Genomic DNA, 23,700 nt, shown 5'->3' with positions numbered 1-23,700 from the left:
GGCTCGTCTGTCGGCTGGTACCCGCAGATATCATGTTGACGGTCCCTCCACCCTAGCTCTTACATACCTCGTAGGAGCCGGGAGGAACATACAAGCCATGCTCGGCTGGGGGCATTACCGGTAAAGCCTCTGCCGAGCATGGCTCGGCGCTACGCGTTGCTCCCTCCCTTGCGCCGAAGGCGGAGGGGAGGGGTGGGGAGGGGTAAGCTCTTCGCAGGCTGCAGCGATATCAGCTTCGCGGCTTACGCCGCTCCTACAACAGCAGTATCAAACCGGCCCTGTTACTTCTTGTTCGGGACTTCAAAGCCCAGCTTGTCCACCTGCTGCGGGTGCTGCGGTACGCGCTTGAGCTTGTCGGTGTTGACGTCGTACTTGTCACGCAGGCGCGTTGCCAGCTGGCGGTAGGTGGCGTTGTCCATGTCCGGTTCGCGGGCGAAGATCCATGCCATCTCGCGGCCTGGGTAGCCGATCAGCGCCCACGAATAATCCGGGGCAACCTCAAGAATGCGCGAGCGAGTGGGCACTACACGGTAGAACCAGGTGCGCCAGCGACGGTTGCCACTGTCTTCGTCGACCTTGGCGCGGATTTCGATTTCATCTTCGGGCTCGGCAAAGCCATCGCGGAACTGATACTTGATCGAAACCTTGTTGTCGTCGCGCAGGGTATAGGTGTTGACGCTGGCTACATGGCCGCGCTCGATGAAGTTGGGCACCCGGCCGATCACATACCAGCGGCCCATGAAGCGCTGCAGGTCAATCGGGCCCTCGGCGATTCCCTCCACCGTCGTCGTTGCCGCCGGAGCAGCCTCCTGTGCAAAAGCCGGGCTCAGAGGCAGGGCGAGACTCAACAACATGGCGGACACAAAGACGGGAATCGGTCGCATTACGGGTTTGGCACCTATGAAGGTCAGGGTTGCATGTTCGACGGGCAGCGATACGCCCGTCAATGGCAGGTCGCAGTCTGTGAGATGGCGGCCGCCGAGGATGCACTCCAACACAGCCATGTTGCCGGAGAACGTCATGACCAAGCCGCTCGCATCGTCATCCCGCCGTAACGCGCCCGAAGCGCCCGACCCGCAGGTGTTGCGCTGCGTCAGACAGGTAGCCTTGGCTGGCCTGGCGCTGGTGCTGGTGTGGCCAGCGGCGCGCGGCCACAGTGACTGGATCGGCTGGCTGCCATTGTGGCTGCTGGGCATGCCACTGAGCGCCTGGTGGGCCTTGTACCGCTTTCGCCTACCCGCAGCATGGCGGAATCGCCACACCAAGCCGCGTAAGCGCGGCCCGCAGGCCACCCGTGGTCGTCGCCCGGCCCGGCGCCGCCTGCCACAGGCGGCCTGACCTTCGACACGTGGGGGTGGGCAGGGGGCTGTGTTAGCGTTCGCGGCTTATGACTGCATGGAGCCAACATGTCTCGACTCACTTCTGCCTGCCTTGTGGCGGGTCTGCTTTCTTCCGGCTTGGCCGGGGCCGCCATGGCGGCTGACGACTCCCAGGATAAGTACGCCTGGCTGGAAGACGTCACCGGCGACAAACAGCTGGGCTGGGTGAAGGAGCAGAACGCCAAATCCGAAGGCCGCCTGGCCGTGACCCCGCAGTTCAAGGCGATGGAGGCTGGTATCCGCGAAGTGCTGGATTCGGACGCCAAGATCCCGGGTGTCCAGAAGATCGGCGATTACTACTACAACTTCTGGAAGGACAAGCAGCATGAGCGCGGCGTCTGGCGCCGTACGACGCTGGTCGAGTACCGCAAGGCCGAGCCGTTGTGGGAAACCGTGCTGGACCTGGACGCACTGAACAAGGCCGAGGGTGAGAACTGGGTATGGCACGGCGCCAACTGCCTGCGCCCGGAATACACCCGCTGCCTGATCGCGCTGTCGCGCGGTGGCGCTGACGCCGATGTCACCCGCGAGTTCGACATCTCCACGAAGGATTGGATCAAGGACGGCTTCTTCCGTGCCGAGGCCAAGGGCGGCCTGGGCTGGATCGACCAGAACAACGTGTTCGTCTACACCGACTTCGGCCCGGGCTCGATGACCACCTCTGGCTACCCGCGCGTGGTCAAGCGCTGGCAGCGCGGCACCCCGATCACCGCGGCAACCACGGTGTACGAGGGCAAGCCGGAGGACATGTATATCTCGGCGATGCACGACGATACGCCGGGTTTCGAGCGTAATTTCGTCAGCCGCACTGTTGCTTTCTACAACAATGAGCTGTTCCTGATCGGCGCAGACGGCAAGTTGACCAAGGTGGACGCACCGAACTCGGCCGAAAAGGGTATTCGTCGCGAATGGCTGACCCTGGAGCTGCGTGAGCCGTGGACCGTGGGTGGCAAGACCTATACCGCCGGTTCGCTGCTGGCGACCAAGTTTGATGATTTCATGGCCGGCAAGCGCGAGTTCGACGTACTGTTCGCGCCAACCGATACGACCTCGCTGGCTGGCACCACCTGGACCAAGTCGCACGTGGTGTTGAACGTGCTGGACGACGTCAAGAACCGCCTGAAAGTGCTGACCCACGGCAAGGATGGCTGGGTGAGCAGCGATTTCACCGGCGCACCGGCCTTCGGCACCATTGGTGTTGGCGCGGTGGACGCGGATGAAAGCGACGCGGTGTGGATGACCGTCACCGACTACCTGACCCCGACCACGCTGGCCCTTGCCGAGATCGGTAAGCAGCCGGAAGTGCTGAAGACCATGCCGGCGTTCTTCGACGCCAGCGACAAGGTGATCGAACAGCACTTCGCCACCAGCAAGGATGGCACCCGCGTGCCGTACTTCGTGGTGCACGACAAGGCGATGAAGCTGGACGGTTCCAATCCGACCCTGCTGTACGGCTACGGTGGTTTTGAAATCTCGCTGACCCCGGGCTATTCCGGCGGCATGGGCCGCGCCTGGTTGGACAAGGGCGGCGTGTATGTCGTGGCCAACATCCGTGGCGGTGGTGAGTACGGCCCGCGCTGGCACCAAGCCGCGCTGAAGCAGAATCGTCACAAGGCATATGAGGACATGGCGGCGGTTGCGCAGGATCTGGTCACCCGCAACATCACCTCGGCCAAGCACCTGGGCGTACAGGGCGGCAGCAATGGCGGTCTGCTGACCGGCAACATGCTTACCCAGTACCCGGAGCTGTTCGGTGCGGTGGTGGTGCAGGTTCCGCTGCTGGATATGAAGCGCTACAGCCACCTGTTGGCCGGTGCCTCGTGGATGGCCGAGTACGGCAACCCGGACACGGCCGATTGGGACTACATCAAGACCTTCTCGCCGTATCACCTGTTCGACCCGGCCAAGAGCTACCCGCCGGTGCTGTTCACTACTTCGACCCGCGATGACCGCGTCCACCCGGGCCACGCCCGCAAGATGGCGGCCAAGATGATCGACGCAGGCAAGGATGTGACCTACTACGAGAACATCGAAGGCGGTCATGGTGGTGCGGCGAACAATGCGCAGGCTGCGCATATGTCGGCACTGGCTTACAGCTTCCTGTGGGAACAGCTGAGCAAGAAGTGATGCTTGGTTTGAAGTGAAGTTTTGTTTGAAGTGATGCAAAACAAACGCCACCGAAAGGTGGCGTTTGTTTTTGCTCTGCTCTGCTCTGCTCTGCTTTGCTTTGCTTTGCTCCGCTTTGAGTGCTTCGGCTTAAGCCCCTCTCCCGCTTGCGGGAGAGGGGTTGGGGTGAGGGTAGAGCGGAGTACTGACGGTGAACTGAGGCAGCTCCCTCCAAGGCTCAAAAGCTCAAAGGCTCAACGGCTCAAAGGCTCAAAGGCTCAAAGGCTCAAAGGCCTCCCCCCATCCGCCCTTCGGGCACCTTCCCCCGCAAGCGGGAGAAGGGAACAAGCCAAAGCCAAAGCCAAAGCAGAAGCCAAAGCAGAAGCCAAAGCCAAAGCCAAAGCCAAAGCCAAAGCCAAAGCCAAAGCCAAAGCCCCTCTCACCCCTTGGTTCTGCGCCCCAAACTCTCCAACCCCCGCCCAATCCGCTCCACCGCCTCCTGCAAGCGCCCAACATCCTGCGTATACGCAATCCGCACATGCTGGTTGGCCCGGTAGTTGCCAAAATCCAGGCCAGGCGTAAACGCCACATGCTCGGTCTCCAGGAAATGTGCACAGAACGCCTGCGCATCATCGGTAAACGCACTCACATCGCAATACAGATAGAACGCCCCCTGCGGCTCCACATCAATCCGGAACCCAAGCGCACGCAACGCCGGCAACAGATAATCCCGCCGCTGCCGGAACTGCTCCCGCCGCTGCTCGAAATTCGCAATCGTCTCCGGCTCGAAACACGCAAGCGCCGCATGCTGCGCCATCGACGGTGCGCTGATGTACAGGTTCTGCGCAAGCTTCTCCAGCTCTGGCACCGCACGCGGCGGAGCCACCAGCCAGCCAAGGCGCCAGCCAGTCATGCCGAAGTATTTGGAGAAGCTGTTCAACACGAACGCCTCGTCATCCACTTCCAACACGCTGGGCGCATCAAAGCCATAAGTCAGCCCGTGGTAGATCTCATCCACCACCAGATGCCCACCGCGTTCCTTCAGCGCAGACGACAAGCCAGCCAACTGCCCAGCATCCAAGGTAGTGCCGGTCGGATTGGCAGGCGAGGCCACCAACGCCCCAACACTGCCAGCATTCCAGTTGGCCGCAATCGACTCCGGGGTCAGCTGATAGCCACTTTCCGGCCCCACCGGCACCAGCTGCGCCGCACCTTCCACCAGTCGCAGGAAATGCCGGTTGCAGGGGTAGCCAGGGTCGGCCAGCAGCCAGTGCTTGTCCGGGTCCACCAGCAGGCTGGAGGCCAGCAGCAGTGCGCCCGAGCCGCCCGGGGTAACCAGAATCCGCTCGGGGTCGATATCCAGCCCGTAGCGCTGGCCGTAGAAGCCAGCAATGGCTTGGCGCAGGGCAGGCAGGCCGCGCGCTGCGGTATAGCGGGTATGGCCAGCGGCCAATGCGGCCTGGCCGGCACGTACCACCGGCTCGGCAGTGGTGAAATCGGGCTCGCCGATTTCCAGGTGGATCACGTCATGGCCTTGCTGCTCCAGCGCATTGGCGCGGGCCAGCAGCGACATGACATGGAAGGGCGCGATCTCCTGACTGCGGCGGCTGTATGGGGCGTGTGGGGTGTGGGGCGTGTTCATCGCTGCATGATAGGCGCCGTTGATGGCAGCGGGGCAAGCGCCGGGCGTGGCACACTGTGGCCTGCTGCACTGGATGCACCACCGCTGTTCCGGAGCGAACCTGATGAAACCCCTTCTTTGCCTGTTGGTTGCAAGCCTGATGATCAATACCGCCGCCGCTTCCCAGCCCACCCCGCCTGATGTTGAAAAGCGTCCGCATACGGTGACCGCACCGTTCGGTGCGCAGCGCGAGGATGCGTATTACTGGCTGCGCGACGACGAGCGCAAGGAGCCGGCGATGCTGGCCTACCTCAACGCCGAGAACGCCTATACCGACGCCCTGATGGCGCCGCTCAAGCCGCTGCAGGACAAGCTCTACGCCGAGATCGTCGGCCGCATCAAGCAGGACGACGCCAGCGTGCCCTACCGCGAGCGCGGCTACTGGTATTACACCCGCTACGAGACCGGCAAGGATTACCCCATCCACGCGCGTCGCAAGGGCGATATGCAGGCGCCGGAAGAAGTGCTGCTGGATCTCAATGTGCTGGCCGAAGGCAAGGGTTACTTCGGCATCGACGACATGGACATCAGCCGTGACAACCAGCTGCTGGCCTTCGCCGAAGACGCCGTTGGCCGCCGCCAGTACACCATCCGCATCAAGGACCTGAGCACCGGCAAGATGCTGGACGACGTGATCGAAGGCGTGTCGGCCAATGTGATCTGGGCCGATGACAACCGCACCCTGTTCTACGTCGAGAACGACCCGGAAACCCTGCTCACCGTGCGCGTCAAGAAGCACGTGCTCGGCACCCCGGCCAGCGCCGACGTGCTGGTCTACGAGGAGAAGGACGACAGCTTCTACATGGGCATCGGCCGCACCCGCGACGACCGTTTCATCACCATCGGCGTGGACAGCACCGTGTCCTCCGAGCTGCGTTACACCTCTGCCGCCAATCCCGGCGAGTTCACCGTGCTGGCCAAGCGCGAGCGCGACGTGGAATACGACGCTGACCATTACAACGGCCAGTGGGTGATCCGCACCAATGCCGATGGCGCCACCAACTTCAAGCTGGTCACCGCGCCGGAAGGTGCCACTGACCGCAAGCAGTGGAAGGATTGGGTCAAGCACGATCCGCAGGTGCTGATCGAAGGCTTCGAGCTGTTCGACGGCTATACCGCCATCGCTGAACGCGCCGAAGCGCTGGAACGCGTGCGCCTGCTGTTCGCCGATGGCCGCAGCGAGTTCGTCAAGGCCGATGAGCCGGCCTACTCGATGGGTCTGTCGGTCAACGCAGAGCCCGATACCGAGTGGCTGCGCTACACCTACACCTCGCTCACCACGCCGGCCACCACCTACGAACTCAACGTCAAGACCGGCGAGCGCCGCCTGCTCAAGCAGCAGCCGGTGATCGGCTATGACCCGAGCAAGTATGAAACCGAGCGCGTCTGGGTGACCGCCCGCGATGGCGCGCGCATCCCGGTGTCGCTGGTCTACAAGAAGGGCTTCAAGAAGGACGGCACTGCCGCCCTGTACCAGTACGCCTACGGCAGCTACGGCATGTCGATGGACCCCAACTTCAACCAGAGCGTGATCAGCCTGCTTGATCGTGGCGTGGTCTATGCCATCGCCCACATCCGCGGCGGCCAGGAAATGGGCCGCAGCTGGTATGACGACGGCAAGCTGCTGCACAAGCAGAACACCTTCAATGACTTCGTCGATGTGACCCGCGCGCTGGTCGCACAGGGCTATGCCGCCAAGGACCGCGTTGCAGCCTCGGGCGGCAGCGCCGGTGGCCTGCTGATGGGCGCGGTGGCCAACCAGGCCCCGGGCGATTACCGGGTGATGGTTGCGCAGGTGCCGTTCGTCGACGTGGTCACCACCATGCTCGATGCCAGCATCCCGCTGACCACCAACGAGTACGACGAGTGGGGCAACCCGGAGCAGAAGAAGTACTACGACTACATGCTCAAGTACTCGCCGTACGACAACGTGCAGGCCCAGGCTTACCCGTCGCTGTTTGTAGGTACGGGCCTGTGGGATTCGCAGGTGCAGTACTGGGAGCCGGCCAAGTGGGTGGCCAAGCTGCGTGACGTCAATACCGGCAGCCAGCCCATCGTGTTCCGCACCAACATGGAAGCCGGCCACGGCGGCAAGTCCGGCCGCTTCCAGCGTTACAAGGAACAGGCCGAGTCCTTCGCCTTCGTGCTGGGGCAGCTGGGCCTGGCTGACTGACGCAGCCGGGTCGTAGCGATGCCTGATACACCGCCGCCACGTGATCGTCCCGATCCACGCACACGCCCACCGCGCATGCGCTGGGCGTGGTGGCTGCTGGCCTATGTGAGCCTGGGCGTGGGCATCGTCGGCATCTTCGTGCCGGGGCTGCCCACCACCGTGTTCGTGCTGATTTCGGCCTGGGCGGCCTCGCATGGCTCCGAGCGGCTGCACCGCTGGCTGCTGGATCACCCGCGCTTCGGCCCGGCCATCCGCGACTGGCAGGCGCACGGCGCAGTCAGTCGCAAGGGCAAGTGGATGGCCAGCCTGACCATGCTGGCCTGTGCCCTGATCACCCTGTGGTGCGTGCCGCTGGCCTGGGTGAAATGGACCTCGATCAGCATCATGGCCTGCGTCTGCCTGTGGCTGTGGCTGCACCCCTTGCCCCCCGGCGAACGCTGAACAGGGTGAGATCGCGGTTCGGACTTCATGGTCCAGTGGCTATACTCGGGGGATGAACAAGACGTCCCGTTTCCTGATTCTCATCCCGGCAGCCTTCCTGCTGCTCGGTCTCAGTGCCTGCGGCAACAAGGGCCCCTTGGTAATGCCGCAGAAGCCGGTGCCGATCGAGGAACAGGAAGTCACCCCGGCTGACCAGCCCGCCACTGAAAAGCCCGACCCGGCCGCCGATAAGAAGGCCGACGAAGCCATTGAAGACGGAACCGGTGGTGCTGGCGTAAATGGGTAAGTCAGCAACAGGGCACATGCGCTTCAGCAAAATGCATGGCGCCGGCAATGATTTCGTGGTGTTGGACCTGCGTGATGGCAGCGCGCCGCCGAATGCCGAGCAGGCAGCGCTGCTGGCCGACCGCCATCGCGGTGTCGGCTGCGACCAGATCCTGACCATCGAAGCTCCGCGCAGCGAAGGCGCGGTAGCGTCCTACCGCATCTGGAACTCCGATGGCTCCACCTCGCAGCAGTGCGGCAACGGCGCGCGCTGTGTGGCCGCCTGGCTGGTACGCGACGGTGCCGTGCAGGGCGACGATTTCATCATCGACAGCCCCACCCGCACCCACGCCGTGCAGCGCCTGGCCAATGGCGAATACGCCATTGCCATGGGCAAGCCCGAGTTCGAGCCGGCGCAGATTCCGCTGCTTGGCTTCCCGCGTGCGCGCGAGGAATACATGACCTCGCTGCAGGGCGAGAACGTGCGTTTCGGCGCCGTATCGATGGGCAACCCGCACGCGGTGTTGGAAGTCGGCTCGGTTGATGCCGCACCGGTCGAGCGGGTAGGGCACCTGCTGCAGCAGAACCCCTCGTTCCCGGAATCGGTGAATGTCGGTTTCGCCCAGATGATGGATGCCGGTCACGCACGCCTTCGCGTCTACGAGCGCGGCGTTGGCGAAACCCTGGCCTGCGGCAGCGGCGCTTGCGCGGCGGCGGTAGTGCTGATGCAGCGCGGTCGCCTGCAGCGTGATGCACTGATCTCCTTGCCCGGTGGCGACCTGCGTATCCAATGGCCGGCAGACGATGCCGAGATCGTGATGTCCGGCCCGGCAGCATTCGTATTCGACGGAGAGTGGATGGGATGAACGACACAGTCGAGAAAATCGGTGCCCATGAAGTCGCAGCCTGGCTGCGGCGTCATCCGACCTTCCTCAAGCAGTTCCCCGACCTGGCGCTGACCATGGTGGTGCCGCGCGACGACGGCCCCACCGCCTCGCTCGCCAGCTACCAGTTGGAAGTGCTGCGCGACAAGAACCGCGAGCTGTCACGGCGTCTGGTCGATCTCGGCGCCAACGCGCAAATCAACGAACGGCTGGCCGTGCGTACCCACCAGCTGACCCTGGCGCTGATGCGCCAGACCAGCGCCGCCGACACCCTGCGCGCGATGGCTGCCTCGCTGGAAGAAGATTTCGCTGGCGACCTGGTGCGCATCGTCTCCTTCGACGACGTGCCGGAACTGGCCGAAGCACCGTGGCTGCAGGTCATCGCCAAGGACGACGCCAAGCTGGCCCCGTTCCACGACTGTCTGCAGGACGGCGAGCCCATCTGCGGCCGCCTGCAGCAGGAGAAGAACGACGTGCTGTACGGCGAGCGGGTAAACGAAGTGTCGTCCACCGCATTGTTGCCGCTGCCGGGCGTTGGCCTGATCGCGGTAGGCAGCTACGACCCCAACCGCTTCTATCCCGGCATGGGCACGCTGTTCCTGCGCATGATGGGCGAATCGCTGGTGACGGGTTTGCAGCGCTTCCGCAGCGCTTGAGTGGAGTAACACGGCGATGAGTGCCGTCCAGGCGTTCCTGTCCTATCTGCAGGTCGAGCGCCGCATGTCGGCGCACACGCTGGACGCCTACCAGCGCGACCTCACCGCGCTCACGCAATGGTGCGAAGCGCATGAAGTCGCCGACCCGCAAACCCTGCAAGGCGACCAGCTGCGCGAGTTCATCGCCAGCGAGCATCGCCGCGGGCTGTCGGCAAAAAGCCTGCAACGCCGCCTATCTGCCTGCCGCAGCTTCTACGCCTGGTTGCTGAAGAACAACGTCATCGACAACAGCCCCGCCGCCGGCCTGCGCGCGCCCAAGGCGCCGCGCAAACTGCCGCAGGTGCTGGACGCCGACGAAGCCGTGCAGCTGGTCGAACTACCCACCGACGCACCGCTGGGCCTACGCGACCGCGCGCTGCTCGAACTGTTCTATTCATCAGGCCTACGTCTGAGCGAACTCTGTGCCATGCGCTGGCGCGACCTCGATACCGCAAGTGGTATCGTGCTGGTGCACGGCAAGGGCAACCGCGAACGCACCGTGCCGGTCGGCTCGCATGCAATGAACGCATTGCAGGAGTGGCGCAAGGAAAGCGGCGGCACCGGCGAGAAACCAGTGTTCCCGGGACGCAGCGGCGGCCCCATCAGCCAACGCGCCGTGCAGATCCGCATCAAGCAGCTGGCGCAACGCCAGGGCCTGTTCAAAAACGTGCACCCGCATATGCTGCGGCATAGTTTCGCCAGCCATATTCTGGAATCCTCAGGCGATCTGCGTGGCGTGCAGGAGCTGCTGGGGCATGCTGATATTGCGACCACGCAGATCTATACGCATTTGGATTTCCAGCATCTTGCGAAGGTTTATGATGCTGCGCATCCTAGGGCGAAGCGGAAGAGTTGACGTTGGTCGCTATCTTTCATAGACGGCTGCTTTCGACCCATAGCGGCCATTCGTGCCGCCGCCGATCCTACCGCTGGGTCCGGTTATACGCTGGCTTGTTAGCTGGACCCAAGCGCCCTAAGATCGAGCCGTATTAAGGGGAAAGTCAACCAAATGGTGCTTTGAGGGCAAGTCGTATCGCCGGACCCACGGGGCCGGCTATTAGGTAGCTAGATGGCCTTGGAAACCTTAGGGGTGCGTGGCAAATGCTAGAGAAATTCCTCTATGCCGTTCTCGGAGCGCTGATAGCGGGATTGGGATTTTTAGCGCGGCGCCGCATCGAGCAGAAGCCCATGTTCGAACAGATCGATAAGCAGCAAAAGCTGCTCGATCTGAAGAAGAACTTAGAGGCGTCAGGTACTACCCTTGATGATCTGAAGGTGCTTGAAGACACGATTATGGGAAAGGCCAACTCAGCGAAGACACTGGCCGCCGCCTACCAAGAGCAGGCCGTCCAGATCTACGCCACTGATCACTCGGAACACATGACTCAAGCGGACATGAATCGACATGCTGCAGCGTCGTTTCACAGAGCCGAAGAAAGGCTTGCCGCTCTGGTTGAAGATTTGCGACAGCATCTTTCTGGTGGCCGCCTAGACGCATTCGAGAATTCTCAGCAGATGTGGCTTCGATATCGCGAGGCTAGCGCTGAGTTCCAGTCCAGCCAGTACCACGGCGGGAGCATCCAGCCTCTCATCCACGCCAGCGCGCTAGAGAGCGTTACCATCTCGCGGATCGTCGAGCTCGAGCCTCTGCTTAAGGAAATGCAGACAATATAGAGTTGAACGTCCGCTCCTGGCCGGCTGCAGACATTCGCTGAGTAGGGTGCGTGGTTTATTCATCCGAACTGAGGAGTGCTGGCTTGCTCCTTGTGGCGCGCGTCCGCTGGAAAGTTATCCGAGCTACCGAGACTTAGCTGCGCTGATGCTTGAATCAACCTAGGCGCTAGGCTCACTGGCTGGCGCACCGGCTTCTATCAGGAATGGATTCCGAAAAGCTCGCGTACTGAGCAAAAAACATCGCCCCGCTCTGCTGCATGGCGTAACTTCCGGTCCAAGACCTCCGGCAACGGGATTCGTCTATCAAGCATGGTCCAGAGGTCTAGGCCGTCCATACAGACAATGCTCTTAGCGCGGCCAAAAGCCTGAAGTCCATCAGTGGTAAAGCCGCTGTTGCTGATGAACAGACCTCTCGCCCACACCGCTTTCTCTAAAACCTTACCGTGGAAGTTACGCAGGTCCGATGCGGGCGTCTGCGGGCCTTGCCATTTGGCTTCCAGCAAGTAGAACTCACCGTCGAACTTGAAGCTTCCGTCAATCTGCTCACCTACAAGTCGGAAGGGGCTGTTGGGCTGAAGTCCGTACGCTTGGAACATTCGAATAAGGAACGCCTCGAACGCGTACCCGCGCGGGTGCGGTGCCATATCGTGGAGTGCCATGAGCTCAGACTTCAGAACCTCAACTGGCACGGGCACGTGGGTAGGCCGAGGTGCCACGCCGCGATCAGCTTGATCCGTAGTCTTGCCCTCCAATCGACCAATGATCTCTAGAAGGATACCCTCGGCGTTTGGCACTTGGTCCGCCTGCTTAGATTCTTTATAGAACTCGACACGATATTTGAACAATTCCCGAAGCGCCTTCGCAGCGGTCGACCTATCCACTATCTGCAGGAAGGTGCGAAGGCGCTTTGCTTTTGAGGTGCCGTTTATTTGGAACTGCGGATCATTGAAGTCGATGTTGAGTTCGTCCAGAAAGAACTCAGCAATCGTACGATCAGAGAAATTGAGAACATAGCCCCCTTCCATGGCAAGAACCCGATCAATCGCGCGCATCTCAGAAGACTTAATGTTAGACATTTCTTTCTCGACTATTATCTCGTAGTCCCTCTGAGGAAGCGGACGGGGAGCCCGAGTGTCTCAGGATTTCCAGTGCCAGCCAAGGTCAGTCGGCGACCATAGCGTATCGAGAACTATCTTGGTCGTTCGTATGGCGGCGCAGTGATTCATTAGTTTAGTCATCAGCTGTTGGCCCAGAGCAACCTCTGCCGCCAGCTATAAAAGCGCATGCAAGTCACACGCCTGTCATGCCTGTCTATCCGTCGCAAGGCATGACGGGTAGATCGATGGGTCAGCCCAAAGCCCCCACCACCGCGGCACCGCGCGTTTGGTGGATACCAGGCGCAATCGAGCCTCCTTGAAGTCACCCGACTACGTAACAGAATCGCAGCTACGACCAATATGGTGCGAGCTGGACTGATCACGCTTCCGGTTCTTCTGCTTCGTTTGTCCCAAGGCCCAGCGTCTCTATCATCTCGTCTACAAGATCACTATCAGCATCAACGAAGTGCATGTTGAGCAACTTCACGAAGAAACTGTGAACATCCGTATCAGAGATGATCCAGCTAATTTGCTGATTCGTTGTTGCTGCCTCAAAGAGCTTATCCGCATCAGTCGCCGTAAGCAGGGGCATCATCTTGTCTAAGACGTCGATTGCATGATGCGTCTGAGCGAAGCTTTGGCTGTTGAGAAGCAGTTCAATGGCTTTCTCCTTGGCCTCGTTAACCACAGGGTGTGGCAAAGGATGCGCAGCATTGATTTCGAGGGGGGGGGCGGCTGGAAGGACTGCCACTGGCAGTACGGCCTCTTCTGGCTGGAGCGGCTCCTCGTCGGGCTGCGCTTCGAGCTTCTTGTAATGGTCTAAAAGAGCGCGGATAGAGGAATAGACGTAAACGCTTCGCCCTTCGGCCTTAGCCGCCCACTCTTTGGCGAGGAAGGGCATGGGGCGGATAGCCTTCTCCAAGCTGCTTAGCACTGAAGTAAAGTCGCCATCCTTGGTGACGATGTACAGATCCTCGTTGGGTGCCTTGGCAAGAAGGGTCTCCCAGTTGTAGCGATCTCCGATGTTTCCCGCTTTCCCTGGAGGATTGCCCTTGTGCATCCTGAAAACGGCACGCGCCAATATATCTTCGCAATCGTCATACTTGACTGCTTTGCCGAAGACGGCCTCTACTTGTACGTCTACGTCGAGCTGTTGCAGTACAGCCAAACCTATAACATTAGCAACTAACTTTTTTCGAGCGCTCCCGGCACTTTCAATTGCCTCATGGTACTGCTTGGCCGTCTCTGTTCCCCGCATATGATTCGGTACGCCAGTCGGCAGATTTGCGTTCTTGAACTCGACGATGGCAGCAGATAGCTTGGACTCGCGATTGCGCCAGAACTCATCTTCAACCTGCTGGGGTAGGTGAAGATTGATCTTGTCCGGCCCGAGCAACTCTATAAGCTCTTTAAGCACGGAAGAATTGTCGTCCGGGAACGAATAGAAATTCAGGAATATGTTTGTGTCGATGAAGATGTGGAGAGAGGGCATCGCTTTTTAGTGCCTTATAGTCCATTAAGGCACTTGGGCGCATCAGTGCCGGGGTAATTAGTCATACAAGGGCGAGATTCATCATCGATAGCCATTCGTGGTTGCAGCCCTAGTATGAAAACAAGATCGTACGAAGCAACCCCAAGCGCTATCTTATCAATTGGCGGAATGTCGGTCACCGATAAGAGTGTCAGGTTCACTTCGCTCCCATGACGCCACAACCCGAAGCAGACATACTTCTGGGCGCTGAATCCAACCAGACCCATCCGCTTTCTCCCGGGCACCCATCAACCCATGCTCACGTCTTACTTGCTGTTCTTCTTCGCCGGCCTGGGCGTCTTCAACGGTGCGGCGTTGTCGGTCTATCTGCTATGCCGAAAGCCCGTCAGGCCTGCCCAGCGTTGGCTGGCGGCTTTGGTGCTGATGTTGAGCCTGCGCACCGGCAAGTCCGTGCTGGTCTACTTCTGGCACGACATCTCCAAGCTGGTTCTGCAGGTCGGTTTGACCGCTTGTTTCTTCATCGGCGTCTGCCTGATCGGTTTCGTGCGCGCCTGGCTCGATCCCGATGGCCGGCAAACCCGGAACGATGCGGCAATCGCCTTGGGCTTGCTGGTGCTGGCGGCTGCCTTTGGTATCGCTTGGCCCTATACCGACAACGTCTGGCTGTGGGCTGGGCCGGTGTGGGCCTCCATCCAGGTGATCTGGCTGGTATGTCTGCTGGTGGCAGCGGGGCTGTTCCTGCGCGGCGGCAAGCAAAGTCGCGCTGATGTGGCGCCTGGCGCGTTGAGCCGCAGCCATGTGGTCTCGGTGATCGTGGGCGTGGGCGTGATCTGGTTGGCCTATGCCACCTCCGGCTTGACGTCGTACATCGTCGGCGCGCTGTCGTTCTCCCTGGTGTTGTACCTGAGCATCAGCGTTGCGCTTGCCCGGCGTAAGCCTGCTCCGGCGGCCGAGCCTTACCGCGACCGCAAGATCGCGCCCAGCGAAGCCGAGGCGACGCTGCGCGCCTTGCATACGCTGATGGCCGACGAAGGTCTGTACAAGGACGCGGGTCTGACCCTGGCCAAGCTGGCCAAGCGGCTCAACATACCCACGGCTCGGCTGTCGCAGCTGCTCAACGACAATCTCAAGACCGCCTTCAAGCCCTACCTGGCGCAGGTCAGGATCGAGGCGGCCAAGCAGTTGCTGCGCGCGCAGGCGTCGGCATCGATGGACGATGTGGCGGAGGCGTCCGGCTTCCTGTCCACCTCCACCTTCTACAGCAGCTTCAAGAAGGCGGAAGGGACCACGCCTGCGGCGTGGCGGCAGGCCCAGTCGCGCGTGGTGGCTGGCTCTTGAAACGTGTTTGGTGAGTCCGTAAACACGCTTCAGTAGATTGATTCGTAAAGGAATTCCGCAGACTTCGGGGCACCCATCCTGCGGAGTCTCCTTCATGTCAGTAACGCGTTCCAAGCCGGCCACTGCCGGCGTGATTTCGCTGCCAGCACGTCTTATCCGATGGTTCGCCTTGGCCAGCTTGGCGCTGTGGTTCGGCGGGCTTGCACATGCCGATCCGGTGTCGGACCAGCGTGAGATCTCCGCGGTCATCCAGGACTATCTGCGCGGCAGTTCGTACAACCAGCGCGATCGGCTCAGTCGCGCCTTCCATCCCGATGCGCGGCTATACCTGAGCCAGGGCACGGACGGCATGCGCGAGGTGGGCATCGCCGAATACACCAGCTGGTTCGGCAAGGAGCCGGGGCTGTTCAACGGCCGTGTCGGTCGCCTGCTCGGCATCGAGGTCGAAGGCAACATCGCCACCGCCAAGGCGGAGATTCTGATCAGCAAGGATCAGGCGCGCTTCGTCGACCTGTTCCTGCTGAAGAAGCTGGAAGGGCGCTGGCTGATCATCAGCAAGACCGCCACCCGCGAAACCGCACCCGCGCATGGCCGCCAGGTGCTGCTGGCGGTATCCAACGTGGACACCATGCCTGGCACCCGCCTGAGCGCCGGCAACAGCTTCTTGGAGCTGATCCACGCCTATGCCGGCTTCCGTGAGGCCGGCTACGGCGTGCAGTTCGTCAGCCCCGAAGGCGGCGCCGTGCCGCTGGCCTACATCGACACCCGCAACCCAGAGCACAAGGCCGGCATCTATGACGCAGACATGATGTGGGCGCTGGCCAACACGCGCCGGCCCGACGAGGTAACTGCCAGCGACTACGCCGCGCTGATGTATATCGGCGGCAGTGCCGCGATGTATGGCGTTGCCGAGCACCCTGGCATGCAGTGGTTGGCGGTGCGCATCTATGAGCAGCGGGGCGGCATCGTCTCGGCGGTCTGCCACGGCAGCGCCGGGCTGGTGAACCTGACCCTGTCCGATGGCACCGCGCTGGTCAGCGGGAAGCGTGTCACCGGCTATCCAGACGCCTACGAGGACATGAGCGCGGCGTACTACAAGACCTTCCCGTTCTCGATCGAGCAGCGCCTGCGTGGAAGCAAAGGTCAGTTCAGCCATGGCGCGCGCGGTGCATCGCATGTGGAGGTTGATGGCCGGCTCATCACCGGTATGAACTGGGAGTCCACGCGTGGCGTGGTGGCTGCGATCATCCAGCGCTTGGAGGCTGATAGTGCAGCACTACAAAATGCAGCCCAAGCAGGTGGTTGAGTAACAGCAGCGAAGCCAAGCTGCCCGCTGCTGGATGGCGGCGGGCATGATCGACGACCATTCCGGATGAAGTTGGTTCCAGCCCATCACTTGCTGCACTTCCGGTTTCCATGGCCTGCTTGCGGGTCTTGTGGTGAATGCGAGACGTCTGAACTAGGATTGCGCTTCAAGTCGAACAAGGCAGTTGACTATGCATCGCTTGGCCTTTTTGCTTTCTGCTGTGTTCTTCAGTGGCTGTGCCCAGGCGGATACGGCTTGGCGGGGCACCAGCACCCAGTCGCTGGTCAGCGGCTCCGGCGATATTTCGAAAGCCGGTGGCGCGGCAGTTGCCTTGTCCGCCGAGTCGACAGGGGAAAAACAGTTCGTCGGCGCCATTACCACGATTGACGCAGCGGCCTTTCAGGGACGGGAAGTAGTTCTCACCGGCACGCTTCTGGTCAAAAGCGGCACCGGCAACGCTGCGCTCTGGGTCCGTGCGGACGGCCCCGAAGAGCCGTTGGCCTTCGCAAGCACGGGTGACCAGCCTGTGCGCCTCAATGAGGGTTCCCAGCCGAGAGAGGCCCGGCTCTACATTCCGTCTGGGGCGACCAGTCTCAAGCTTGGGGTGACACTTGGAAGTGCAGGGCGTGTAGATGTGGAGCACCTCACGCTCAAAGCCGAGAGTGCAGCCCAGAGCAGCGTGTCTGCTTATGACATGCTCGATAACGCCATTTCCATCATCCGCGCGAACGCGCTGAACGCAAACCGTGTGGATTGGGCCGCCGAGCGGAAGTCACTTCTTACCCCTGACTTGAAGAAGCTTCCTGCACAGGAGGCGTACAGCAGGATCCAGACGGTTTTGACTGCGCTTGCAGACCAGCATAGCTCCGTGCAGGCGCCCAGTGCCGTTTCGACCTATCGCGCAGGTGCAGTCGCGACGCAGGCCGTAGAAGCCAAGCCAATGCAGGACATCGGCTATCTGTTGGTGCCGGGTCTGCGCGGCTCTGATCCCAAGGCCGGGAATATATTCAGCGCCCAACTTTGTGAGCACATCGCAGGCTTGGCGAAGACTGCAAGCAAGGGCTGGATCCTCGACCTTCGCGATAACACCGGGGGCAATATGTGGCCGATGATCAAGGGGCTGAGGCCATTGTTGGGTGACCCCGATCTTGGTGCATTCCGGGACCGCAATGGTGTGGCAACGGCGTGGCGCGCCGAGCCATCCAAGGCGTGCGACGTCGATCTTTCCCACAGCCGCGTCGCGGTGCTTCTGGGTCCCAGGACGGCAAGCTCAGGCGAGGCGGTGGCGGTTGCGTTCCAAGGCCGCCCTGGTACCAGCTTCTTCGGGCAGCCGACGGCGGGACTCTCGACGGCCAACCAGTCGTTTGCGCTTCCTGACGGCGGCGCTCTTGCATTGACTACGGCGGTATTTCTCGACCGTACGGGAGTTGCGTATCTGCAAGGTATACAGCCGGAAAATCCCGTGCCCCGCGAACAAGATGTAGTTGCAGCAGCGGCAGCATGGTTGCGCTCGCAGCCTTGATGGTGTGCTGCCGGCCGGAGCACGAAACCGGGGTCAGAGTCGAATTGTTTGAACTCGGTTTCCGATGCTCCCCTCGCAGGGCCATGGCCTGACGTCGTGAGCAAGCAGAAACCCCGAGCCTTCAGTTGACAGCTGGAGGTGACGCCGTGCTGCTCATTGGCGCATAGAGGCCGTCATAGCCGGGTATCACTCCAACTGCTGGCAGGTAACCCCTCTTGTCGCCAACGTGCCGATTGCCCGCGATCGAGGTGACACCGCATTCCGGCACACAGACCCAGGCTGTGCCGGCCGGCCCGCGCACATAGAGGCTGTGTGGGTTCAGGTCGGACAGCAGGTATCCGGCTGGCTCGTAGTCGGGTGCCGACTGTCTGCCTTTCTCGCGACTGGCATGGACGTTCCCCAGCAGCGCAATCACTGCGGGCACGGCGTTGTGTGCTGCCCTGATGCGCGCGGCCATGCCGGCGTCTCGCGATCCTGGCATGCCATCGTCGATGGCCAGCACGCTGATTCGTGCGCCTTCCGCACGCAGTGTTCGCAGCCGGTGCAACAGTTTCAGCATGGCCGCGCTGGATCGCCCATCCTGGGGCTGGCGCGTCCAGAATTGGCTGGCTAGAAGTACCGCCTGATCTGCATCGGAGCCTTCGCTCATCAGGAACTGATCGAGCCTTTTCTGCTCTTCTATTGGAACCTCCAGAGCCACTACCACGGGATTTCCGGGCTTTGCGCTGGCGCATGCCAAGTCGCCAATCAGTGCTGGTGCCTCGTTGGTGCCATGGACTTCACCCACCAGCAGCAGGCCTGCAGAGGGCATGTTCAGAGGCCAGCTGCACGCGGCGTCCTTGTTAGCGATGGCGACGTCATAAGCGATCCCAGTAAAGACAAAGAGCAGCAGCGAGAGGAGTGACTTCATGTCATGGCCTTTTGCATTGGAGTACCTGCGATCAGCTCGTCACTGTACATGCAAGCCGCCAATGACCGCCCTTGTTCGAAAGCAAGAAATGCGGTGTTGTCGGCAGTTGAATCAGGCTCGCTGAGTTGCCGCGTTAACGGCGGCTGTCAACGCCCAATGCTTGCGCCGGCCTTCTTTCGTGAGCGAGGTGAATTGCTGACAGCGGTACTGACAGGTTTCACGAGAAAGTTCTCAAAAATGCGGTGCGAAGGTCATATCAGTTCTGGGCTATGGCTAAATCGTTCCGCGTTCGCGACGACTGGAGCATCGCGTGCATCTCACCCCAGCTATGAGTCAGTCGATATGGATATCCGACACTCGGCAATGCTCGCCTCATTGGCGTCCTTGTCGCACCACAATCGCTTGGTTCAACTGCAAGGCCCGCATGACAGCCTGGTGGTGGAACGGTTTGAAGGACAGGAGAGCGTCTGCGGCGAACACCGCCTGCAGATTGATTGCCTCTCCACCGATGCCTTTCTGGATATCGGTCCTTGGCTGGAGCAGCCGCTGACCCTGCAACTGCGTACAGCCGATGGGTCGCTGCGGCAATGGCATGGCCTGTGTACCGAAGTTGCGGAGCTGGGCAGCGATGGCGGATTGGCTCGTTACCGGCTTGTGCTTGAGCCCTGGACCGCCTTGCTACGTCTGCGCCGCAACGCGGTGATCTTCCAGGACGTTGATGTGCGTAGTGTCTGCGAGCGGATATTTGCCGACTACCCGCAAGCGTCCTATCGCTTTGACATTGAAGCGGCGTTGCCACAGCGGCCCATTATCACCCAGTACCGCGAGGCGGATTGGGAATTCGTCACCCGTCTGCTTGCCGAGGCAGGCTTGGCTTGGCGCATCGAGCAGACGCAAGGCGGCGAGGGCGCGCACACGCTGGTGGTGTTCGGGCCGCAGGCGGAACTTCCTGACATAGGTTCGGTGCGCTTTCATCGTATTGCCGCAAGCGAATCCGCCGATGGCATCAGCGCATTTTCCGAACATCAACAGCTGGTGGCCAACAGCAGCACGGTTGCTAGCTGGCACAGCGAGAAGGTCAAAGCCGTCTCAGCGCAGGCCACTGCCACAACCGGCGATCTGCCTGCGCTTGAGGTCCATGTGCAGCCACGCGCTGGCCGCTTCGCCGAATCGAGCTGGGCGCAAAGTGAAGCGCAGGCACGGCTGGACGCGTTGCGGGTGTCGCAGGTGCTGTACAGCGGTAGCGGCAGTGAGCGCCGATTGGCAGCTGGCAGTCGCTTCAGCCTTGTCCAGCATCCACAGCATGAAGCGCAGGCCTTCCAGCTGCTGGTGGTGCACCACGCGGCCGTCAACAATCTGGAAAGCGGTATTGCCGAGCTGCTGGGTCACAGTGAGCTGGAGCGCGGCAGCTACCGCAACCAGTTCCTCGCCACAGATGCTTCGGTTGCGGTGCGAGCACTGCCGCAAGACAAGCCCAGCCTGCACGGCCCACAGACCGCACGGGTGGTTGGCGTTGCCGACGCTGCGCTCAGCCCCAATCGCGACCATCAGGTGCGCATCCAGTTCAACTGGCAGCGCGGCAGTGCGCCAAATCCGGGCGGCCTGAGTGACACCGGCAGCAGCCAGCCCGGGCACGCGCCCGGCGACCAGACCAGCGGCAGCTGGGTGCCGGTTGTCGAATGGGTAGCCGGACCAAACTGGGGCACTGCATTTCTGCCGCGCATCGGCAGCGAAGTGCTGGTGGAATTCCTGCACGGCGATATCGACCAGCCACGCATCACCGGCCAGCTGTACAACGGTGAAGTCGAACCGCCGTTTGGCGGCGGTATTGATGCGCAGGCGCAGCACCCCGGCGTGCTCAGCGGCCTGCACACCGAAGCACACGACGGCAGCGGCACCCAGCATTGGGTGATCGATGACACGCCGGGCCAGCTGCGCACGCGTCTGCACAGCTCATTGGCGGATAGCCGTCTGGAGCTTGGCTATCTGATCCAGCACCAGAACAAAGCACGCGGCGCCCTGCGTGGCGAAGGCTTCGAGCTGGCAACGCAGGGCTGGAGCAATGTGCATGCCGGCGAAGGCTTGCTGCTGTCAGCCAGCGCCCAGCAACACGCCGCATCCACGGTGATGGACAACGCCGAAGTCGTCGCCCAACTCAAAGGCGCCGAGCGCAGCCTGCAGCAGATGCAGCAGACGTTGCAGCAACAGGAAGTTCCCGGACTATCCGCATGGCAGAGCACCGGCATGCTGCGCGAACTGGCCGACCCGCGCGCCGACGGAAGATTTGCAGGCGAGGTCAACAGGCAGTCGCAGTTCAAACCCAGCGATGGCCGCAACCCCGGCGATGAGCCTGTTGAGCGCTTCGCCAGGCCAATGCTGCTGGTCGAAGCCCCCAATCACATCGCATGGACCACGCCAGCGAGCGCAATTGCCTACGCCGGTCAGAACCTGCAACTCACCGTGCAACAAGACCTGCACACCAGCAGCGGCGAAACCATCGCCACCGTCTCCGGCGGACAGGTTTCACTGTTCGCGCAAAGCGGCCCGGTGCGCGTGATTGCCGCCAATGGCCCGGTCAGCCTGCAGGCGCACGACGGCGGGCTGGAGCTGCTATCCGATCAGGCAATCACCATCACTGCCACCGATGCTCGCATTGATGTGCTCGCGCAGAGCAAGGTGGTGCTGCAGGCAGGGAGCAGTGCGATCACTTTGGAAGGTGGCGATATCACCTTCAGTTGCCCGGGGGAGTTCACGGTCAAGGCTGGGGATCATCCCTTTATGGGGGGAGAGAACGCAGAGCCGTTCATTCCCTCACTACCAAACGGCGCGGCGAAGGTAGCGCGCTGGATTGGTCTTCATCTTCAAGATGCCGAGACCCTGCAAGCCATGGAAGGTACCCCATATGAGATCCACTTCAAGGGTGGGTCCGTGATCAATGGGAAGCTCAATGAAGAGGGGCAAGCCCACCATGAGCCGATTCCTGCACGGGATGTTGAGAAGATTGTCTACGAACCGCGCGAGCCCAGTGCAGAAGATACTTGGCCTGCGCTGGAGCTGATCGGGAACATCGGGCAAGGAGCGGATCATGGGTGATCCGCAGCAAGATCGCCCCAATGAAGCCGCACCTGTAAGTGTGCAGCAACTGCGCGAAGCGCTCGGGTTCATTACCGAGCAGTACAACAACGTTGTAGACGGCGGGAAAAATGTCTTTGTGTGGCTGTGGGAGGCGCTGCAGGGAGACTTCAATCAGCAGCGCAGTACCGGCCAAGTCGTATTTGATACGGTTGTATCGATGATTCCTGGTGTTGATCAGGTTTGCGATGTGCGCGACATAATCGCCAACTGCAAGCAGATCGACGAAGACAAAAGCAACACATGGGCCTGGGTTGGCCTCGTGCTTACCTTGATTGGCTTGTTCCCAACGCTGGGATCGCTGGTCAAGGGCGTGCTGAAGATATTTTTCTTGTTCGTACGTCGATTTGGCCTGAATCACGTTACCCGTGCTGTTGACGAGGCGATGAGCTGGGTTATCACATTGTTGCGCAGAAGGGAGGTCGCCCAGTACTGGAAGCATCTGCGCTGGGACCGCGTATTTCATGAACTGGCGCGTCAGGTGCGCATCGTTCGCGGGTTGGTGACCTCGGCCAATTTGCTGAAGGCTTTTGACCGCGGCATCTTGTTGATGCGCAATCTGCTTGGAAAGGTTGAGGACATTCCGATCATAGGAACCAGCGCCAAGACAACGATGGCGCTCGTTGGGCGTGTGCGTGAGGAGATCAATAGCTACATTGGCGCTGCGTTGCGGCCTGTTCACGAGATCATGGAAACGATCATCCGACGTTTGGAGATCGAAGACATCCTGCAGCGTGGCGGCATCCTCGATGCGCGCAATGTGCATTTTACAGGGACGTTGCCGGAAGCCCATGCTGTCACGCTCATGCAGCGGACGAGTCCGCCGCCGGCTTGGTTGAGCAAGGGGAAGCCGACTAAGTTCGAGGCGTTGGATCCGGTACAAGAATCGGCTCGCGTTAAGAGGGCCGTTGCCAATGGTTACCCGAGCTTATCGGACCTTCAGATTCAGAGCTTCGCAAAAGGTATGAAGGCACAGCTATTGGAGGGGCCGTTGAAGCTTTATCGCGTTGTTTCCCCTTCAAACAGCGGTGCAGGATCGGACTGGATGACCGAAGATGTATTCATGGCTATACAGGCGTCTGCTTCCCCACGTACCAGTTGGAGAAAGAATCTGGCTGTTTGGCCCGATTGGAATCCGAATGGTCAATTCGTCGTTTATGAATTGAAAGCTGGGCAGAAGCTAAAGGTATGGCAGGGTCCTGCGTCTGCGCAGACAAAGGATGACAATCTACTGCCGGGACACTATCTGGAAGGTGGTTACGAACAGATAAAATTCGATGCTAGCGTTCCCTATCACTCAGACGGATCCTTCCCGAGAGGAACGGACAACAAGCCTGTGAACAGCCATGCCGACACCATGAAGTTCTATGACGTAGATCAGATCACGGGTGAGCTGACGCCGAACAGTATCCTGACATATAGCAACTGGAGCGCGTTGTCAGCTGCCGACAAGGTTAAGCATGTCAGTGTCCGCGAAGCTATAACCAATCCAAGGATATCGGGCCCATTCGACACGGGCTGGGGATCATTGGATTTTGGTTCGCAATCCAATCAGGTGAAGTTGGGTCTTCCAAATATTCCGGGCCAGAAGACGAAGCAATAGCTT

General features: G+C 60.9%; 19 protein-coding genes. 14 read left to right on the top strand and 5 right to left on the bottom strand.

Features of this window, described 5'->3' with window-relative positions; translation table 11 throughout:
- Positions 1-281 precede the first annotated feature (281 nt).
- Positions 282-884: a lipocalin family protein gene (locus tag ACVOLR_RS06395; RefSeq protein WP_481535697.1), complete on the bottom strand. Its 603-nt coding sequence runs from the start codon at positions 882-884 to the stop codon at positions 282-284.
- A gap of 136 nt (positions 885-1,020) precedes the next feature.
- On the opposite strand from ACVOLR_RS06395, the gene ACVOLR_RS06390 reads away from it, so the two are divergent.
- Positions 1,021-1,338 (top strand): hypothetical protein, encoded by a 318-nt coding sequence (locus ACVOLR_RS06390; RefSeq protein ID WP_481535695.1) that lies wholly within the window; start codon positions 1,021-1,023, stop codon positions 1,336-1,338.
- 68 nt (positions 1,339-1,406) lie between these two features.
- Positions 1,407-3,506: a prolyl oligopeptidase family serine peptidase gene (locus tag ACVOLR_RS06385; protein ID WP_481535694.1), complete on the top strand. Its 2,100-nt coding sequence runs from the start codon at positions 1,407-1,409 to the stop codon at positions 3,504-3,506.
- A gap of 418 nt (positions 3,507-3,924) precedes the next feature.
- On the opposite strand, the gene ACVOLR_RS06380 is transcribed toward ACVOLR_RS06385, so the two are convergent.
- A complete protein-coding gene (locus ACVOLR_RS06380) occupies positions 3,925-5,127 on the bottom strand; it encodes a pyridoxal phosphate-dependent aminotransferase (RefSeq protein WP_481535693.1) in 1,203 nt (400 codons plus the stop codon).
- Positions 5,128-5,230: 103 nt separating this feature from the next.
- Here ACVOLR_RS06380 and ACVOLR_RS06375 point away from each other — a divergent pair, with 103 nt between their 5' ends.
- The 7 genes from ACVOLR_RS06375 (at position 5,231) to ACVOLR_RS06345 (ending at position 11,297) form a co-directional block, all read left to right on the top strand.
- Positions 5,231-7,339, top strand: a complete 2,109-nt coding sequence (locus ACVOLR_RS06375; protein ID WP_481535692.1) for a S9 family peptidase — start codon at positions 5,231-5,233, stop codon at positions 7,337-7,339.
- An 18-nt stretch (positions 7,340-7,357) separates the two neighbouring features.
- Positions 7,358-7,780, top strand: coding sequence for a YbaN family protein (locus ACVOLR_RS06370; RefSeq protein ID WP_481535691.1), 423 nt, complete (start codon positions 7,358-7,360; stop codon positions 7,778-7,780).
- A gap of 52 nt (positions 7,781-7,832) precedes the next feature.
- Positions 7,833-8,066: an LPS translocon maturation chaperone LptM gene (lptM, locus tag ACVOLR_RS06365; RefSeq protein WP_282269555.1), complete on the top strand. Its 234-nt coding sequence runs from the start codon at positions 7,833-7,835 to the stop codon at positions 8,064-8,066.
- Entirely contained in the window at positions 8,059-8,910 is an 852-nt protein-coding gene (gene dapF / locus ACVOLR_RS06360; RefSeq protein ID WP_481535690.1) for a diaminopimelate epimerase, read from the top strand. The genes lptM and dapF overlap by 8 nt, the downstream gene beginning before the upstream one ends.
- The gene (locus ACVOLR_RS06355) at positions 8,907-9,584 is read left to right on the top strand and encodes a DUF484 family protein (RefSeq protein ID WP_481535689.1); all 678 of its coding nucleotides are present in this window, start codon (positions 8,907-8,909) and stop codon (positions 9,582-9,584) included. Before dapF ends, ACVOLR_RS06355 begins: the two co-directional genes overlap by 4 nt.
- Before the next feature lie 16 nt (positions 9,585-9,600).
- Positions 9,601-10,479, top strand: coding sequence for a tyrosine recombinase XerC (gene xerC / locus ACVOLR_RS06350; protein WP_481535688.1), 879 nt, complete (start codon positions 9,601-9,603; stop codon positions 10,477-10,479).
- Between the two features lie 245 nt (positions 10,480-10,724).
- On the top strand, positions 10,725-11,297 hold the full coding sequence (locus tag ACVOLR_RS06345) for a lysozyme inhibitor LprI family protein (protein WP_481535687.1): 573 nt from the start codon (positions 10,725-10,727) through the stop codon (positions 11,295-11,297).
- Between the two features lie 197 nt (positions 11,298-11,494).
- Here ACVOLR_RS06345 and ACVOLR_RS06340 read toward each other — a convergent pair whose 3' ends face one another.
- On the bottom strand, positions 11,495-12,373 hold the full coding sequence (locus ACVOLR_RS06340) for a restriction endonuclease (protein WP_481535686.1): 879 nt from the start codon (positions 12,371-12,373) through the stop codon (positions 11,495-11,497).
- Positions 12,374-12,773: 400 nt separating this feature from the next.
- Positions 12,774-13,886, bottom strand: coding sequence for a PIN domain-containing protein (locus ACVOLR_RS06335; protein ID WP_481535685.1), 1,113 nt, complete (start codon positions 13,884-13,886; stop codon positions 12,774-12,776).
- A gap of 294 nt (positions 13,887-14,180) precedes the next feature.
- Between ACVOLR_RS06335 and ACVOLR_RS06330 the strand changes: the two genes are divergently transcribed.
- The 3 genes from ACVOLR_RS06330 (at position 14,181) to ACVOLR_RS06320 (ending at position 18,052) form a co-directional block, all read left to right on the top strand.
- The gene (locus ACVOLR_RS06330; RefSeq protein WP_481535684.1) at positions 14,181-15,224 is read left to right on the top strand and encodes a helix-turn-helix domain-containing protein; all 1,044 of its coding nucleotides are present in this window, start codon (positions 14,181-14,183) and stop codon (positions 15,222-15,224) included.
- A gap of 94 nt (positions 15,225-15,318) precedes the next feature.
- The gene (locus tag ACVOLR_RS06325; protein WP_481535683.1) at positions 15,319-16,530 is read left to right on the top strand and encodes a nuclear transport factor 2 family protein; all 1,212 of its coding nucleotides are present in this window, start codon (positions 15,319-15,321) and stop codon (positions 16,528-16,530) included.
- A gap of 190 nt (positions 16,531-16,720) precedes the next feature.
- The gene (locus ACVOLR_RS06320) at positions 16,721-18,052 is read left to right on the top strand and encodes a S41 family peptidase (RefSeq protein ID WP_481535682.1); all 1,332 of its coding nucleotides are present in this window, start codon (positions 16,721-16,723) and stop codon (positions 18,050-18,052) included.
- 121 nt (positions 18,053-18,173) lie between these two features.
- Here the strand turns inward: ACVOLR_RS06320 and ACVOLR_RS06315 are convergent, their stop codons facing one another.
- On the bottom strand, positions 18,174-18,962 hold the full coding sequence (locus tag ACVOLR_RS06315) for a hypothetical protein (RefSeq protein ID WP_481535681.1): 789 nt from the start codon (positions 18,960-18,962) through the stop codon (positions 18,174-18,176).
- A gap of 342 nt (positions 18,963-19,304) precedes the next feature.
- Here ACVOLR_RS06315 and ACVOLR_RS06310 point away from each other — a divergent pair, with 342 nt between their 5' ends.
- Positions 19,305-22,055: a type VI secretion system Vgr family protein gene (locus tag ACVOLR_RS06310; protein ID WP_481535680.1), complete on the top strand. Its 2,751-nt coding sequence runs from the start codon at positions 19,305-19,307 to the stop codon at positions 22,053-22,055.
- Positions 22,048-23,697, top strand: a complete 1,650-nt coding sequence (locus ACVOLR_RS06305) for a hypothetical protein (RefSeq protein WP_481535679.1) — start codon at positions 22,048-22,050, stop codon at positions 23,695-23,697. The genes ACVOLR_RS06310 and ACVOLR_RS06305 overlap by 8 nt, the downstream gene beginning before the upstream one ends.
- Positions 23,698-23,700: the final 3 nt, after the last annotated feature.

It is taken from the genome of Stenotrophomonas sp. STEN030 (assembly GCF_056759995.1).
The sequence above is the reverse complement of the archived record's forward strand: the minus strand, read 5'-3'. Positions and strand labels throughout refer to the sequence as shown.